Raw genomic sequence first — 14,045 nt, 5'->3', positions numbered from 1 at the left:
TTACAGGGCGGCAATGCGCGCATCGTAAGCAGCACGCAGCTTCTGGAATACTGGGCCAGGTTTGCCAGCGCCAACGGGCTTTCCATCGAGCTGCACAATGGCCAGCACTTCGCGGGTCGCCGAAGACATCAGGATTTCATCTGCGGCCTGAACTTCTTCTTGCTTGACCACACGCAACTCAAAAGGAATACCGGCTTCTTTGCACAGCTCTTCCAGCAATCCGTACCGGATACCCTCGAGCACCAAGTTGTCTTTGAGCGGAGCAACCAGTTTGCCGTTTTGAATCACCCAGATATTGCAAGACGCGCCTTCAGTGAGGTTGCCGTTGCGGAATTGAATGACCTCATCCACACCCGCATCCACGGCGGCCTGTTTGGCCAACACGTTGCCGAGTAAGGAAACAGATTTGATATCGCAATGCAGCCAGCGCTCGTCAGGGATACTCACGGAGGTTAAGCCTTTGTCTCGGACCGCCGCAGTCGGTGGGGTCATTGGCGCAACCATCGCAAACACGGTCGGCTCTACGGGTGGCACGGGGAAGGCATGGTCGCGTTTCGCGACCCCTCGCGTCACCTGGATGTACACCATGCTGGTGGGCTCAGAGTTGCGATCGGTGAGTTCTTTAACCAAGGCTTCCCACTGCGCCTTCGTCATTGGATTTTGAATCCGTAACTTGGCAAGGCTGCGCTCAAGACGCGCCAAATGCTGTGCCATACGGAAAGTCTTACCCTTGTAGATTGGCACAACTTCGTAAATGCCATCACCAAAAATAAAACCGCGATCGAGTACCGAAATCTTTGCCTCGGACAACGGTCCGAAGACACCGTTCACATAAACGGTTGGATTGCCCGAAACACCTTGAATCAACATGTTCTGCACCATTTGTTCTGCTCTCTGCGTTCGATTGATTATTGGGAAATTATTCTGACTTGCGGAACCACAATTTGACACTGTCAACCGTGCGGCCAACAAAGCCTGCGCGTTCAACGGCCTCTAGTACTTCAAGCGGCTCCGAGCGCAACAACTTATTATCAAGCATCAAGGTCAGTGTGCCGACTTTCTCACCCGCACCGAGTGGGGCGAGCAGCGGGTCTGGGCGCTTGGCAATGGGCTTAACATCTCCGGCACGACCACGTGGCACAGTCACCCACAAGGGGTCCGACACACCCAGCTTGGCTTCATCGGTTTTACCTTGCCAGACACGCGCTTCAACAGCCGGCTGTGACTTATCAAAAATCTTGATCGTCTCAAAGTTCTGGAAGGTCCAGTTCAAGATCTTGAGGCTTTCTTCCGCGCGCGTGGCCATGCTATCAGAGCCCACCAACACGGTAATCACACGCCGATCACCACGCTTGGCGGTCGCAACCAGGCAGTAGCCCGCGGCGTCGGTGTGGCCCGTCTTCATACCATCCACCGAGGGGTCCGCCCACAGCAAACGATTGCGGTTCGACTGCTTGATCTTGTTGTAGGTGAACTCGCGCATCGAGTAGTACGGAAAATAGTCGGGATGATCGTTGATCATGCGACGCGCAATGATAGCCAAATCACGTACGGTGGTGACATGTTCAGGATCGGGCAAACCGGTTGCATTCTTGAACACGGTGTTGACCATGCCCATGCGCGCCGCTTCTTTGTTCATGTTGTCAACAAAGGCAGACTCGCTACCCGATACCGCTTCGGCTAAGGCTACTGACGCATCGTTGCCAGACTGGATGATGACGCCCTTGACCAACTCATCAACCGTGACGGGTTTGCGCGGCTCAATAAACATACGCGAACCGCGCGTCTTCCAAGCGACCGTTGACACATTGGCCTGCTGCTCGAGGGTTAGACGCTTTTCTTTAATTGCGGTGAACGCCAGATACGCCGTCATGATCTTGGTCAGGGAGGCGGGTTCAATTTTCTGATCGGCGTTAGAAGACGCCACCACCTGTCCGCTGGTCACATCAACGGTAATCCAGGCGCGCGCTGCAATGGTCGGTGCAGGTACGCTCGACATCTCACCGACTTGCACGGGGGTCAGAGGTGACGGTGTCTTGGCCGATACGGCAGCCTCGGAGGGTGCTGGTTTGGCTGGGGCCGCGGGCTCCGCTTTGGCGGCGGGCTCGCCCTTGCCTTTGGGCGCGGGCTTAGCTGCCGGGGTCGAAGAGTTCTGGGCGTAGACTTGCGGCGAACCGAGTGCCAGCGACAACACCACAGCTGCGCCTGCAAGCGTCAAGGCGCTTACGCGCAAGGCGCCACGGACTGCTAAAAATAAAGGCTCGGACATGGCTGAGGTCTTCAAACAACGTAACAACCTCATTATAGGCATTCCAATTCAGCGCGCTAGGGCAATGCCTTTAATCTTGTCTGTACTAATTGTCTTAGTACGAGCAGCTTGCCGTGAAAGAAATGACCGGCTTCTGGAATCACCACCACTGGCATCCCTATCGGACGCGCCCACTCCATCACTTCCGATAAGGGAACAACTTCGTCGTTCTCTCCGTGAATCACGAGTGCATCTTCAGGTGCTTTGGCCTCATTATGACGAAAACGCAGGGCGGCAGAGCCCGTCAAAATGACAATGTTCGGTAAGTTTTTCTGCAGTTTCTCCCATTGCGCATACAACTGCACGCCAATAGATGTACCAAAAGAGAACCCACCTAACACCCACGGCTTGGCGGCAATCTCGGGGTAACGCACCCGAAACTGCTCCACCAGCGCAGCCATATCTTGTAATTCGCCTTTGCCATGGTCGAACGAGCCACCCGAGGTGCCGATTCCACGGAAATTAGGGCGAATGGCGAGCAAGCCCTGCTGCACGCATGCACGCGCAAGCGTCGTCACCACTTTGTTGTCGCGGGTCCCACCCTGAGAAGGATTTGGATGCAGAATCAAGGCCCAACCTGTGGGGATATCTTCGGGCCAATCGAGCGCGCAGTCGATGACACCAGCTAAGCCGTCAAAAGTGGTCGTTTCAGTATGTGCGGGCATAAATCTACTAAGGTTTCAGAAAAGGAGTCAACCATTGTGCCATTTGTTCGGCAGCCTGATCTGTCGCCAGCCGCAGGGCCTGCGCCCCGCCCGTGGCATCCTGCGAGATCGCCGGCACTTTGATATCGATCAGTTTCTGCGCCACGACGCGGTTGTTACGCAGTAAGACCGCCTGCATGATCAGCACACCTTGGCTCGCTTTACCATCCGGCGCAAACAGTTGCTCAAAACTCTGTAGGTTCAGGCGCAGCTGGGGTGCATCACCTCCAATTCCTTGCTCCAACACCGCACCTTGCAGCGACAGTCGCGCCATCAGCCGCTGGGTGACAAGCTGCGCCGGCGGGGCCGCCCAGCGATAGGTTGTAAAACCTTGAGGCTGCCCGCTCTCACCCACACGCCAGATCACCGACGTGTCATTAAGCAAGGCCGAAGCCGTCACGGGTGCCAATAACAACGGTCGGTGCGCGGGCAGGCTCCCCGTAGGTACAGACAGCCCCGTGCCCAAATCAAGCTGTCGGGGCGCACGCGCCTCACCGCCACCCACTGAGCAGCCGGTTACCGCGGCTAACACGGTCAAGATCGCTAATATCTTTAGACAAAATGTACGCATGATTTCCCTTTACGGCGCAGTTGAGCCAAAACCTGCAAAGCCCGGCTCACCTGGGCCTGGTGCCACACGCGGTGGCCCAAAAATAAATGACTGCGGCGACTGCCCAAATTGGCGCACGGTGCGCGTCAGCGTGCGAGATGCATCCACCACGCTAGATGAAAGCAAAGACACGTCCGGCAGCGTCGTTGCATTGACTTTTGCAATTGCCTCTTGCGCCGAACGCGTCAAGATACTGATATCGGCCATTGCCCCATCGAGTCGGCGCGTCAGTAACACGATGCCATCATCCATGCGACGCGTCATTGCAGTGACGCCATCAACCATGGCGGGAAGCTTTTTTAATCCAGGCTCGAGCAACTTCGCCGATTGGTTAAGCTGGGTCGATAACTCGGCAACGTTCTTCATCGTGGTCTGTAGTGAATCAATATTCTGATCGCTCGTGATTTTTTCAATCTGATCCATGATGCGGTCCAGCGCGGGCAAGACCTCATCGCTTTGCGCTTGCAAACGCTCCAGAAAGCTTGGGCGAATCGGAATGTCATGGATATTGTCGACGGACGAAACCAAACGCTTCTTGGACTTCCCGTCGTCACGCAGTTCGACGTTCGAAATCCCTGTGACACCCGCCGTCACGATCTCGGCCCAGCTCGATTCGGTCAGCGGTGTGTTGGGGTCTATTCCAATCAAAATTCGGACCTGCCCCGGCTTGTCAGGCATAAAGCGTAGCGACTGCACGCGGCCCACTGGCACACCCTGATAACGCACGGCCGACTGCACCGACAGGCCCGTGACGGGTGAGCTTGCGACGAGCTCGTAAGGCAAGAGTGGCACGTTCTTCTTGCTGACCCACACGGCGCCAACCGCGCCTGCGATCACCAGTAGCAAAGTAAACAATCCCGCAAGCAATGCGTGACTACGGTTTTCCATGATTCACATCCTTGGCGGCAGTCGCCCCGAGCGCACGTACACCGCGCTCACTATGAAAAAAGGCCTCAATAAAGGGGTGTTTGGTTGCCATCACCGCCTCAAGAGAACCCTCAACTAACACTTTCTTTTCAGCCAAGACCGCAACGCGCGAAGCCAAGGCACCAATCGTATCGAGGTCGTGCGTCACCATCACGACAGTAAAGCCCAATTCACGATGCAGCACACGAATCAGTTCAACAAACTCATCTGCGCGTTGCGGGTCGAGCCCAGCTGTGGGTTCATCCAGAAACAATAGTTCCGGATCCAGCGCCAGTGCACGGGCCAGTGCAACACGCTTGATCATGCCACCCGACAAGTCTGACGGCATCAAACCTGCATCGCGCTCTGTTAACCCCATCCAGCTCAACCGCATCAGCACCACATCGCGGATCAAGGATTCAGGCAGGTGGTGTAATTCGCGCAAGGGCAAGGCAATATTATCGAATACTGGCAACGCAGAAAACAACGCGCCCGCCTGAAACAACATCCCCCAGCGGTGTGTGAGCGCAATACGATCCTGCCCCGTGTAGTCATGCACAGGTCGACCAAAGACCTTCACCACGCCCTCGCGCGGACGATCCAGCCCCAAAATCTGCCGCAGCAGTGTTGTCTTGCCAGATCCTGATCCACCCACCAGCGCGAGGATCTCTTTAGGGTAGATATCCAGACTCAAGTCCTGATGCACGACGTGCGTGCCAAAGGCAGTCGTGAGATGCTGAACCGAGATGATGGGGGTCGCCGTCATATTCCCATCTCGTTAAAGAGAATGGCATACAAGGCATCGATCAGGATCACGCCCGTGATCGCCGTCACCACCGAGGCAGTCGTACCGCGCCCCAGACTTTCGGTGTTTGGTTTGATACGCAGTCCAAAATGACACGCCACCAAGGCAATCCAGGCACCAAACGTAATCCCTTTGATGACACTGATCCAATAATTTTTGATGCCAATGGCATCTGGCAGCTGGCCAAAGAACCACTCAACCGTTAAACCAAGCTGGAATTTAGCCGCCAGCATCCCACCGATCAACGCAATCGCATCGGTCCAGAGCACTAGCAGCGGCATCGCAATCGCCAGCGCAATGACCCGCGGCAAAATCAACCGCTGCCCGTGCGAGATCCCCATCACTTCCATCGCATCAAGCTCTTGGGTGACACGCATCACACCAATCTGTGCGGTAATCGATGAACCTGAACGACCTGCGACCAGGATAGCTGCCAGAATCGGTCCGAGCTCTCGCACGGTTGCAACACCTAGGAGCTTAACAATGAACTGCCCCACCCCAAACACCGCAAGCTGTTGTGCCGAGAGATACGACAGCACGATGCCAATCAAAAAACCAACAAGTGCCGTGATGCCGAGCGCCTGCGCACCCACGCGATACACCTGCGCCGAGATCTCGCGCCAGGGGCCGCGAGAGGGTCGCAAGATAAAACGCCCTAGATCGCCCATGAAATCACCGAGCATTCGCAGCAAGCCCAAGCCATGCTCCGCCGCGACAAACATACCAAATCCGATGCTACGTACCCAGCCAAGTAAATCGTTTGGTTGTGCTGCAGGTGATGGTTCAACGGGATATTCAGCCAACACATCAAACAGTGCGCGCTGGCTGTCTGTCAGTTGTATGCCCGCAGGCAACTTGGCGCCCCAACGCTTCCAGAGCAGTTGCGCACCCACTGCGTCGAACTTGGTGATGCCGGTCAGATCCCAGACCATACTGGGTTGCACCCGGGCGAGCCGCGCGGCGCGCTTCTCGACTTCACCCGAAACGGCGAGGGCCTGCACATTCCAATCCCCGCTCAGACGGCAGCGCTTGTCGTCCAAAACGACCAACCTGTCTGCCTGCGAAGAAGTCGAACTAAGTGTCATGCAAAGGATACGGAATCCATAAAGTACCCCCATCATAAATCACCCCGTAAAATCAGGTGATGACAATCGATTCAAACGCTGCGATCCCTTTTCCTGCTCCCGACACGTTTCGTGAAAGGCTAGGCAGTTTGCTGCCAGAATTTGACGCAGTGGATTGGGTAAAAAGCACCGGGTCGACTAATAAGGATCTGGGGGACTTAGCGCGGACGATGGGGGGTGCGTCTGACACCACACCTGCCGCCACCTGGCCGCGCTTGCTTGGTGCCCATCTGCAAACGGCAGGTAAAGGCCGCGCTGCGCGACCTTGGCATAACGCTGCAGGCGAGTGTCTGATGTTTTCTTGTGGCTTTGCCCCAAAAATTGGTACGGGTGAACTGCCCGGGTTGGCACCGGCGCTCGGCATCGCCAGCTGCCTGGCGTTACGCAACGTCCTCACCCCTTTACTGGGTACCCGTGCTGCCCATCACCTCACACTCAAATGGCCAAACGATCTGCAGTGGAAAAGTGCCAAGCTCGCAGGTATTTTGGTGGAAACCGCTCCGTCGGTTAAGCCACAACAACCCCTGCTTGTGATCGGCATGGGGCTCAATCTATCCGGTGCTGCAGCGCTGTCGGCGGATCTCAACCGTCCAGTCGCGGATCTTTCACAGATCTTGGTGGGCCACGCCGTTGATCCCATCGCGCTCGTCGCCACACTCGCACAAGCTTGGCAGCGCACCCTGCACGATTACGCCGCAAAAGGGTATGCTGCTTTTGCGCCACGCTACCAGGAAGTCGACGGATTACTGGGTGAGCATGTCGATGTGATCGATCAGGGCAAACTGCTACATACTGGCGTTGCTTGCGGCACTGATTCCATTGGTCGCTTAAAGATCGAGACCGCATCTGGCATCTTGCCCATTCTGGTGGGTGACGTTTCGATTCGACCCCGCACTCCAACCCGCTCAAGCCCGACGAGGGATGCATGATCATTTTGATGGATGTCGGCAACACACGTATCAAGCTTGGCTGGCAACACCCGGGACTCGGGCGTGAGGCTGCCGCGCATGCCATTACATTGAATCCACTCACTGAACTTGCGACGCGCCTACGCAAATGGCTCGCTTCCCTTCCGGTGCAACCCACTGCTGCGTTGGGTGTGAATGTTGCCGGACACGTGGTCGCAGAACATCTTCAGCAAACGCTGCAAGACATCCACTGCGCACTGCAATGGATCACACCGTCCGCGTCGCAAGCCGGTGTCACCAATGGGTATGCGCAACCCGAGCAGCTTGGGGCTGATCGCTGGATCTCAATGCTGGGCCTTGCCGCGCGCTTTAAGACCACGCACCCGCCGCTGGTGCTCGCCACGTTTGGCACCGCCACAACGATTGACACTCTCAATCCGAGTAATCATTTTGAAGGCGGTTTGATTCTGCCGGGTCCTGCACTGATGCGCCAGTCTCTCGCGCAGGGCACAGCTAACCTGCCACTCGCTAGTGGTGCGGGCACCGACTATCCGCGGCAAACTTTGCAAGCGATTTCAACTGGCGTAGTCGCCGCACAAGCAGGCGCCGTGCACCGCCAATGCCTGATTACACAAGAGCGCTTTGGTATTGCGCCTGTATTGTGTGTGAGCGGTGGCGGCTGGCCCGAAGTGGAGCAAGAACTGCGGAGACTACTTGGGCATCTTCAGATTGAAGTGCTCGCCAACCCAGTGTTAGATGGGTTGGCGCATTTGGTGCCGGCGGGTGGTTAGGTTGACGAAACTCGACTATTCTCATTACATTGCATGAATGAGAACGCTATTTATTATCTTGGTGTTAATTAACCTTGGCCTGTTCGCAGTTGGGCAAGGTTGGTTTGGTACGCCACGCGCGCAGAAGGGACGCACCCCTGCAGCTAACATCGCCGCGCCGCTTAACGCGGACGCCGCGAAGATTGGTCCCGGGCAGCTTCAAACTCGTTAAGCTGCTGCACAATCCGTTGCGTAGCGCCCGTATGTTGTGCCACCCAATCACGGCCTAAGCGACCACGATTTGCCAAGGCCTCTGGTTCTTGCAGCCAACTCACCGCAGTTGCCACCGCACGCTGTGCGGGGTCGACTAACTCAGAACTCACGATTTGAATTGCGGCGCCAACCGCCACGGCGCCGTCGACCGCATCCGCAAAATTACGTGTGAAGGGGCCTACGATGACTGGCGTGCCGATTGCACACGCCTCGATCAAGTTTTGGCCGCCATGCGGTGCAAAGCTGCCGGCAACAATCGCCACATCACTGGCCGCGTAGAAGAACGGCATTTCACCTAAGGTGTCGCACAAGACGACTTCAGTCTGTGCAAGTTCTTGCGGCGCGTCTACGTTATGACGAATAGTCGACCAGCGCACATACTTTACGCTCGCAGCTTCCAGTAACTTGGCTGCCTCATCAAACCGTTGTGGATGCCGAGGGATCAATAAAAACAACGGTGCGTCCGCTGGCATCTCAATAGGATCGAGCTGCACGTGGTAATCAGTGATGACTGAGTCTTTGTGTAGCAACCGCTGCTTGATCGCTGGGACGAACATCGCGTCCTCCCCCTCGCGGGTGCTGGCAATCGCGATAATCGGGCGGCCTAAACGCTCGCGCCAACCACGCCCCGCCTCTACAGCTAACACTGGCAGCTGCACATCAAACTTTAAATTGCCGACAACTTGCACGTTTGGAGCACCAATCTCATACAAGCGTCGTGCATCGTCTTCAGTTTGCGCCAACGCCAAATCAATGCTCGCGTACGTATCGCGCATCAGACTGATAAACAACTGGTCTATACGGTGCACATGACCTTTCGCACGCTCTGAGAACCGCGCACTTGCGAGTACCACGGGCACATCGGCCAAACGTGCTTGCTCAATCAGATTCGGCCAGACTTCGCGCTCAATGAGCAGCGCTAAACGCGGACGATAGTGCGCGAAAAACTTGCGTGTTGCACCAGGAAAATCATAGGGCAGCCACTGTTGACGCAATTGGCCCGACGCAATCTCTGCGGCGAACAAGCGCGCGCCCTCTGCTCGACCGGTTGGTGTTGTGTGTGTCAGCAGGATGCGATTGCCTTGTGACAACAACAGCGTGATCAAGCTTTGCGCGGCGCGTGTCTCACCCAAGCTCACCGCATGAATCCAGACAGGCGCCTCACCATCCCAACGTAGCGGGTAGGAACCAAAGCGCTCTGCGCAAAAGATCTGCCAAACGCCGCCGGCCTTATGGCCGCGCCATGCCATCCAGGCCCAAATAAAGGGCGAGAAAATTCTAAGCAGAAGGGTGTACGCTTGTTGTGCCATATTGCGAATACTAGCCTAGAGCCTGTTTCAGTGCATCCAAAACGGCATGCCGGTCAGGGGATTTACCGCGATCGCCCAGGCTCGCTGTGTAGCCAGAACCCACTAAAGGTGTGCGTACCGGGGTCGAGGCTTTATAGATACCTATCGTGGGTCGGCCCAGCGCTGCAGACAAATGCGTCAAGCCACTATCCAATCCAACCATCACATGCGCGGCAGCCAATATCGGCGCAATATCCTGCAGCCCCAGGCGCGGCAATACCGATGCGTTGCTGCGGCCCGCGATCAAGGCTTGCGCGCGCTCCGTTTCAGCAGGATTGCCTGCGAGTAACGTTAACTCTAGACCGCGCTGCGTCAGCGCATCAAACACGGCGTGCCAATCCTCAGCAGGCCACAACTTATCGTCGCGGCTAGCAGACGGCATGATCACCGCATACGGTGCTTGGGTTTCACGCACCAAAGCGGCAATATCCTCGAACGCCTGTAAGCCAAAGTCTGGAGCACCTTCGTAGGTATACCCAAACGTGGCAGCAGCTAATTCACGTTGCCGCGTCACCGCAGGTTGCCAGAACTCCACGCGATGTCGCACGTCATAAAAAAGTGAAGCGAGAGGCTCGCGCGCCGAACGGAAATCTAATCCATGTTTCACGCCGTATGACATACGCACAAGCCAGGCTGATTTCAGCAAGGCCTGCATATCGAGCACGATGTCGTAACGACGCTCGCGCAACGTTTGTTCGAGCGCGCGCCGCGCGGCACGCACTTCGCTAGAAAACCAGGCCCGTCGCCAACGACGATGGGCCACGGGGATCACCTCATACACGGCTGGATGCCAGGCCGGGATTTGGGCAAACGACTCTTCAGCCAGCCAGTCGATCTGCGCGCCCGGCAAATGCTTGGCGATGTCAGATACGGCCGGCAACATATGGACGAGGTCGCCCAGCGAAGAGGTTCGTACTAGAAGAATTCGCATACTCATCGCAACTTGCTCAACGTCTGCAACACCTCATCCACCCCAACCCGCCAGTCCGACAGGTTTAGCCCGAAGGCTTGCCGGACCTTGGTGGTGTCCAGCACAGAATTTAGTGGTCGGGTGGCGGCCACCGGGTAGTCGGCGGTCAGGATGGGCGTGATCGCCTCGTCCTTGATTTTCATCGGCCAACCTAATTCTCGAGCCTGTACGATTACATAACTGGCATAGGCATGCCAGCTCGTCTGGCCGGCGGCGACCAAGTGATAGACGCCCCAGCGCTGATCGTTCGCAGGCTGGTCTGCCATGATGCGCAGGATTTCAGCGGTTGTTTGTGCCAGCAAATTGGCAGAAGTCGGCGCACCTTGCTGGTCTGACACAATCCGTAAGACCTCGCGCTCTTGGGCGAGCTTCAGCATGGTTTTCAGGAAGTTTCCACCGACTGCACCCACCACCCAGCTGGTACGTAAAACAATGCTGCGTTTGCAATTTTGTGAAAGTAGGCGCTCACCTTCAAACTTGCTGCGTCCATACACCGACAATGGATTGGTCTGGTCCATTTCTGTATAGGCGCCCGCTTTTTTGCCATCAAACACGTAATCAGTTGAGTAATGCACGACGCAGGCGCCGACTGTTTGGGCGGCTGTTCCCAGCCATCCTGGCACTTCGGCATTCAGCAAAGTCGCCAGTTCGGGCTCAGCCTCGGCCCGGTCCACCGCGGTGTAGGCGGAGGCATTCACGATGATGTGGGGTTTGACCCGCTGCACCAACTCAATCAGCGCAGCAGGCTGCGCGGACAACGTGGATAAATCGAGTTCCGCACGGGTGCAACACACCACCTCACCCAAAGGCTTGAGCGTGGTCTGCAGGGCATGGCCAACCTGGCCATTAGCACCGAGCAACAGGATCTTGTGTGTCATGATGCCCAAATTATGCCCCATCACATTACTAACGTGACCACCCCAACCACCAGCAAGAACCAAAGCGAGAATTTCTTGATCAGATCAGCCCGCGTTTTAAGCGCCTGATGAAACAGATAGGTACCCAGAAACGTCGACGCAACGTAGATCGGAATAAACGAGACTGAATACACCATTTGCGTCGCGTTAAGCAGGCCCTGAAACGCAAAATACGTCATCGTACAGACCTGGCCAATCGCAAAAAACATCATAAAAAATGATCGGATCACAACCGGTGAGAGGGTCTTATCCGACAACAGATAGAGAACAAGCGGTGGTCCACCGACCCCTGCAAGCGCTGTCAGATAACCACTAACCATGCCGACGATCCAATTCTGCAAGCGGCCACGCGCACCGTTGTAGGTCCAGCCCACCAGCAAGATTGCGGCAAGTGCCGCGACCACCACACCAATCACTCGGCGAATCACCATGGGATCGAGCACTTCGATCATCCATACACCTAGCGGAACTCCCACTAAGGACGGGATCAGCATTGACCAAACCAACGGCCAACTGGTGGTGCGCCAGGTGCCCGGCAAGGACTGCACTGAGGTCAGGAAATTCAACACAAGCACGACCACGACTAGGTCGGCCGGCGTCATGAACAAACTAAACAGCGGTGCAAGAACGAGTCCGCCCCCAAAACCTGTAAATGAGCGAATGGTACCGGCTAGCAGCACCACCACACACATCACTAAAAAAACAGGAATCGACGGGAACAGCTGATTCCACAGGTCAAGCGACATAAAGTCGCTTATTTGCCGCGGAAGACTGGTGCACGCTTCTCAGCAAACGCGCGCTTACCTTCCTGATAATCCTCGCTGGCAAAACAGTCGAGCACCATTTGCTTGATCCCCGCGATATCAATGTGCGGAGCCACCTTCTGGAACTCGCGGATCGCTTTTTTACCCGTACGCAAGGTAATTGGCGCGTTCGAGACAACTTTTGCGACGTACTCATCAACCGCTTTATCGAGCTCCGCGACCGGCACAACGTGCTGCACGAGGCCTTTTGCGTGTGCTTCTTTGGCGGTAAAGCGTGAGGCGGACAACATGATGTCCAGCGCCTGGGCTGCGCCCACCGTCGTCACCAAGTTACGAATTGCCGTTAAGCGATAACCCAAGCCCAAACGACCTGCGGGAATTGCAAACGAGCTTGCGTCCGACGCAATACGCACATCGCAGCAGAGCGACAGGTTCAAACCGCCACCGATACAGTAGCCGTCAATACGTCCGATCACGGGCTTGAAGGTGTTGTAGATCGAGCCTTGCGCTTCTTCACCGACACGCTCGTATTCCGCCACAGCATCAGCCGCGGTGCGCAGTTTTTCAAACTGAGAGATGTTCGCACCGCTTACGAACGATTTGCCGCCCGCACCGGTCAGCACAATCACGCGCACTTCGTCATCTTCTTCGAACATTTTGATGACTTTGGGAATCGCGACCCACATGTCGTATGACATTGCATTGTGGCGAGCAGGATCATTGAACGTAATCCAACCGGCCCCATCTTTCTTTTCGATGATGAGGTTGTCGGTGATTTCGCCTTGCAACAGTCTGGTAGTGGTCATGATTTAAAGGTCTCCTAGTAACTTGCGATAACGTGCCATGCCGTTATCTAAATGGGTACGCATTGCTTGACGGGCTCCCGCCGAATCCTGCCGCGCGATCGCGTCGACGATAAGCCCATGCTCATCACCGATTTCATCGATACGGGTCGTGCCGGTATTTCTAAATCTGAACGTGCGCACCGCATGATGGATCACGTGACTCAAGTGCCCCATGATGCGCACAAAATGCGGATTGTTCGCCGCTTGCGCGACGGCCAGGTGGAAGTCTACCGCCGAATGGGCCGCGATCTGCCAGTCCGCCGACGATTGCTCGACTTTCTTCCAGGCTAGCTGCAAGGTTTCAAGTTGAGTTTTAGTCCGATGGGTCGCGGCCAGCGCAGCCGCCCCCGACTCAATCTCCACACGCAATTGATGCACTTGAATAATCTGACCCAAGTCCATCAAATCATCGTGCGACACCTCGAAGGGGCGCATCGCAATGTCAGCACAGACGAAGGTGCCTACGCCATGTCGTGTTTCAACCAGGCCCGTGAGCTTGAGTCGTGCGATCGCTTCGCGCACAACGTTACGGCTCACGCCAAACTGCGCGCCCAGCTCTTGCTCGGTCGGCAAACGCTGTCCCGGTGCAAGGCTTTCGTTCAGAATGCGCGTGCGTAACTGCTGCGCGATTTCGTCGGGTAGGTTTTCCGGGCGACCAAGACTATCAAAGGCCGATACGATCGGCGCTCGAGCGGTCGTACCCAGAAACTTGCTCGCAGACGAACCACGGCTGCTGAGCGGCTGACGACGTGCGGTATAGACCGTTGCAGTTACGGAAGCTTTTGTCACGAT

Annotated in this window: 15 protein-coding genes; 2 read left to right on the top strand and 13 right to left on the bottom strand. The window is 56.2% G+C overall.

The genetic code is table 11. The features are described 5' to 3' along the window. The 7 genes from KZZ10_RS06040 to KZZ10_RS06010 are packed head-to-tail and all read right to left on the bottom strand — an operon-like array spanning nucleotide 1 to nucleotide 6,418. A complete protein-coding gene (locus KZZ10_RS06040; protein WP_259660590.1) occupies nucleotides 1–870 on the bottom strand; it encodes a D-amino acid aminotransferase in 870 nt (289 codons plus the stop codon). A 49-nt stretch (nucleotides 871–919) separates the two neighbouring features. Continuing rightward, nucleotides 920–2,269 (bottom strand): D-alanyl-D-alanine carboxypeptidase family protein, encoded by a 1,350-nt coding sequence (locus KZZ10_RS06035; RefSeq protein WP_259660589.1) that lies wholly within the window; start codon nucleotides 2,267–2,269, stop codon nucleotides 920–922. A gap of 56 nt (nucleotides 2,270–2,325) precedes the next feature. Continuing rightward, a complete protein-coding gene (locus tag KZZ10_RS06030; RefSeq protein ID WP_259660588.1) occupies nucleotides 2,326–2,973 on the bottom strand; it encodes an alpha/beta hydrolase in 648 nt (215 codons plus the stop codon). Nucleotides 2,974–2,980: 7 nt separating this feature from the next. Further along, the gene (locus tag KZZ10_RS06025; RefSeq protein ID WP_259660587.1) at nucleotides 2,981–3,583 is read right to left on the bottom strand and encodes an ABC-type transport auxiliary lipoprotein family protein; all 603 of its coding nucleotides are present in this window, start codon (nucleotides 3,581–3,583) and stop codon (nucleotides 2,981–2,983) included. A gap of 9 nt (nucleotides 3,584–3,592) precedes the next feature. After that, nucleotides 3,593–4,510, bottom strand: a complete 918-nt coding sequence (locus KZZ10_RS06020; protein WP_259660586.1) for an MlaD family protein — start codon at nucleotides 4,508–4,510, stop codon at nucleotides 3,593–3,595. Further along, nucleotides 4,497–5,294, bottom strand: a complete 798-nt coding sequence (locus KZZ10_RS06015; protein WP_259660585.1) for an ABC transporter ATP-binding protein — start codon at nucleotides 5,292–5,294, stop codon at nucleotides 4,497–4,499. The genes KZZ10_RS06020 and KZZ10_RS06015 overlap by 14 nt, the downstream gene beginning before the upstream one ends. Continuing rightward, a complete protein-coding gene (locus KZZ10_RS06010; RefSeq protein ID WP_259660584.1) occupies nucleotides 5,291–6,418 on the bottom strand; it encodes an ABC transporter permease in 1,128 nt (375 codons plus the stop codon). Before KZZ10_RS06010 ends, KZZ10_RS06015 begins: the two co-directional genes overlap by 4 nt. A gap of 59 nt (nucleotides 6,419–6,477) precedes the next feature. On the opposite strand from KZZ10_RS06010, the gene KZZ10_RS06005 reads away from it, so the two are divergent. Together KZZ10_RS06005 and KZZ10_RS06000 are read left to right on the top strand one after the other, a co-directional pair. Further along, nucleotides 6,478–7,386 carry a biotin--[acetyl-CoA-carboxylase] ligase gene (locus KZZ10_RS06005; protein ID WP_259660583.1) on the top strand — a complete coding sequence of 303 codons (909 nt, stop codon included), beginning with the start codon at nucleotides 6,478–6,480 and terminating at the stop codon, nucleotides 7,384–7,386. Continuing rightward, nucleotides 7,383–8,156, top strand: a complete 774-nt coding sequence (locus tag KZZ10_RS06000; RefSeq protein ID WP_259660582.1) for a type III pantothenate kinase — start codon at nucleotides 7,383–7,385, stop codon at nucleotides 8,154–8,156. Before KZZ10_RS06005 ends, KZZ10_RS06000 begins: the two co-directional genes overlap by 4 nt. Nucleotides 8,157–8,317: 161 nt before the next feature. Here the strand turns inward: KZZ10_RS06000 and KZZ10_RS05995 are convergent, their stop codons facing one another. The 6 genes from KZZ10_RS05995 to KZZ10_RS05970 are packed head-to-tail and all read right to left on the bottom strand — an operon-like array spanning nucleotide 8,318 to nucleotide 14,042. Further along, nucleotides 8,318–9,718 (bottom strand): 3-deoxy-D-manno-octulosonic acid transferase, encoded by a 1,401-nt coding sequence (locus KZZ10_RS05995; protein WP_259660581.1) that lies wholly within the window; start codon nucleotides 9,716–9,718, stop codon nucleotides 8,318–8,320. Nucleotides 9,719–9,728: 10 nt separating this feature from the next. Continuing rightward, on the bottom strand, nucleotides 9,729–10,694 hold the full coding sequence (gene waaC, locus KZZ10_RS05990; RefSeq protein WP_259660580.1) for a lipopolysaccharide heptosyltransferase I: 966 nt from the start codon (nucleotides 10,692–10,694) through the stop codon (nucleotides 9,729–9,731). Next, nucleotides 10,691–11,605: a dTDP-4-dehydrorhamnose reductase gene (rfbD, locus tag KZZ10_RS05985; RefSeq protein WP_259660579.1), complete on the bottom strand. Its 915-nt coding sequence runs from the start codon at nucleotides 11,603–11,605 to the stop codon at nucleotides 10,691–10,693. The genes waaC and rfbD overlap by 4 nt, the downstream gene beginning before the upstream one ends. 20 nt (nucleotides 11,606–11,625) lie before the next feature. Beyond that, complete coding sequence (locus KZZ10_RS05980; protein ID WP_259660578.1) at nucleotides 11,626–12,390, bottom strand: sulfite exporter TauE/SafE family protein; 765 nt, start codon at nucleotides 12,388–12,390, stop codon at nucleotides 11,626–11,628. 8 nt (nucleotides 12,391–12,398) lie between these two features. Further along, nucleotides 12,399–13,214, bottom strand: a complete 816-nt coding sequence (locus tag KZZ10_RS05975) for an enoyl-CoA hydratase (protein ID WP_259660577.1) — start codon at nucleotides 13,212–13,214, stop codon at nucleotides 12,399–12,401. Nucleotides 13,215–13,217: 3 nt separating this feature from the next. Beyond that, nucleotides 13,218–14,042 (bottom strand): FadR/GntR family transcriptional regulator, encoded by an 825-nt coding sequence (locus KZZ10_RS05970; protein WP_311133542.1) that lies wholly within the window; start codon nucleotides 14,040–14,042, stop codon nucleotides 13,218–13,220. Nucleotides 14,043–14,045: the final 3 nt, after the last annotated feature.

The sequence above is a fragment of the Zwartia hollandica genome (genome assembly GCF_019923725.1).
GTDB classification, from domain to species: domain Bacteria; phylum Pseudomonadota; class Gammaproteobacteria; order Burkholderiales; family Burkholderiaceae_B; genus Zwartia; species Zwartia hollandica.
The sequence above is the reverse complement of the archived record's forward strand: the minus strand, read 5'-3'. Positions and strand labels throughout refer to the sequence as shown.

Excerpts from the sequence above, each read along its gene's own strand:
- KZZ10_RS06015 (WP_259660585.1), bottom strand. The coding sequence starts at position 5,294 with ATGACGGCGACCCCCATCATCTCGGTTCAGCATCTCACGACTGCCTTT.
- KZZ10_RS05980 (WP_259660578.1), bottom strand. The coding sequence starts at position 12,390 with ATGTCGCTTGACCTGTGGAATCAGCTGTTCCCGTCGATTCCTGTTTTT.
- waaC (WP_259660580.1), bottom strand. The coding sequence starts at position 10,694 with ATGAGTATGCGAATTCTTCTAGTACGAACCTCTTCGCTGGGCGACCTC.
- KZZ10_RS06035 (WP_259660589.1), bottom strand. The coding sequence starts at position 2,269 with ATGTCCGAGCCTTTATTTTTAGCAGTCCGTGGCGCCTTGCGCGTAAGC.
- KZZ10_RS06000 (WP_259660582.1), top strand. The coding sequence starts at position 7,383 with ATGATCATTTTGATGGATGTCGGCAACACACGTATCAAGCTTGGCTGG.
- KZZ10_RS06040 (WP_259660590.1), bottom strand. The coding sequence starts at position 870 with ATGTTGATTCAAGGTGTTTCGGGCAATCCAACCGTTTATGTGAACGGT.
- KZZ10_RS05995 (WP_259660581.1), bottom strand. The coding sequence starts at position 9,718 with ATGGCACAACAAGCGTACACCCTTCTGCTTAGAATTTTCTCGCCCTTT.
- KZZ10_RS06020 (WP_259660586.1), bottom strand. The coding sequence starts at position 4,510 with ATGGAAAACCGTAGTCACGCATTGCTTGCGGGATTGTTTACTTTGCTA.
- KZZ10_RS06005 (WP_259660583.1), top strand. The coding sequence starts at position 6,478 with ATGACAATCGATTCAAACGCTGCGATCCCTTTTCCTGCTCCCGACACG.
- KZZ10_RS06010 (WP_259660584.1), bottom strand. The coding sequence starts at position 6,418 with ATGACACTTAGTTCGACTTCTTCGCAGGCAGACAGGTTGGTCGTTTTG.
- KZZ10_RS06025 (WP_259660587.1), bottom strand. The coding sequence starts at position 3,583 with ATGCGTACATTTTGTCTAAAGATATTAGCGATCTTGACCGTGTTAGCC.
- KZZ10_RS06030 (WP_259660588.1), bottom strand. The coding sequence starts at position 2,973 with ATGCCCGCACATACTGAAACGACCACTTTTGACGGCTTAGCTGGTGTC.
- KZZ10_RS05975 (WP_259660577.1), bottom strand. The coding sequence starts at position 13,214 with ATGACCACTACCAGACTGTTGCAAGGCGAAATCACCGACAACCTCATC.
- rfbD (WP_259660579.1), bottom strand. The coding sequence starts at position 11,605 with ATGACACACAAGATCCTGTTGCTCGGTGCTAATGGCCAGGTTGGCCAT.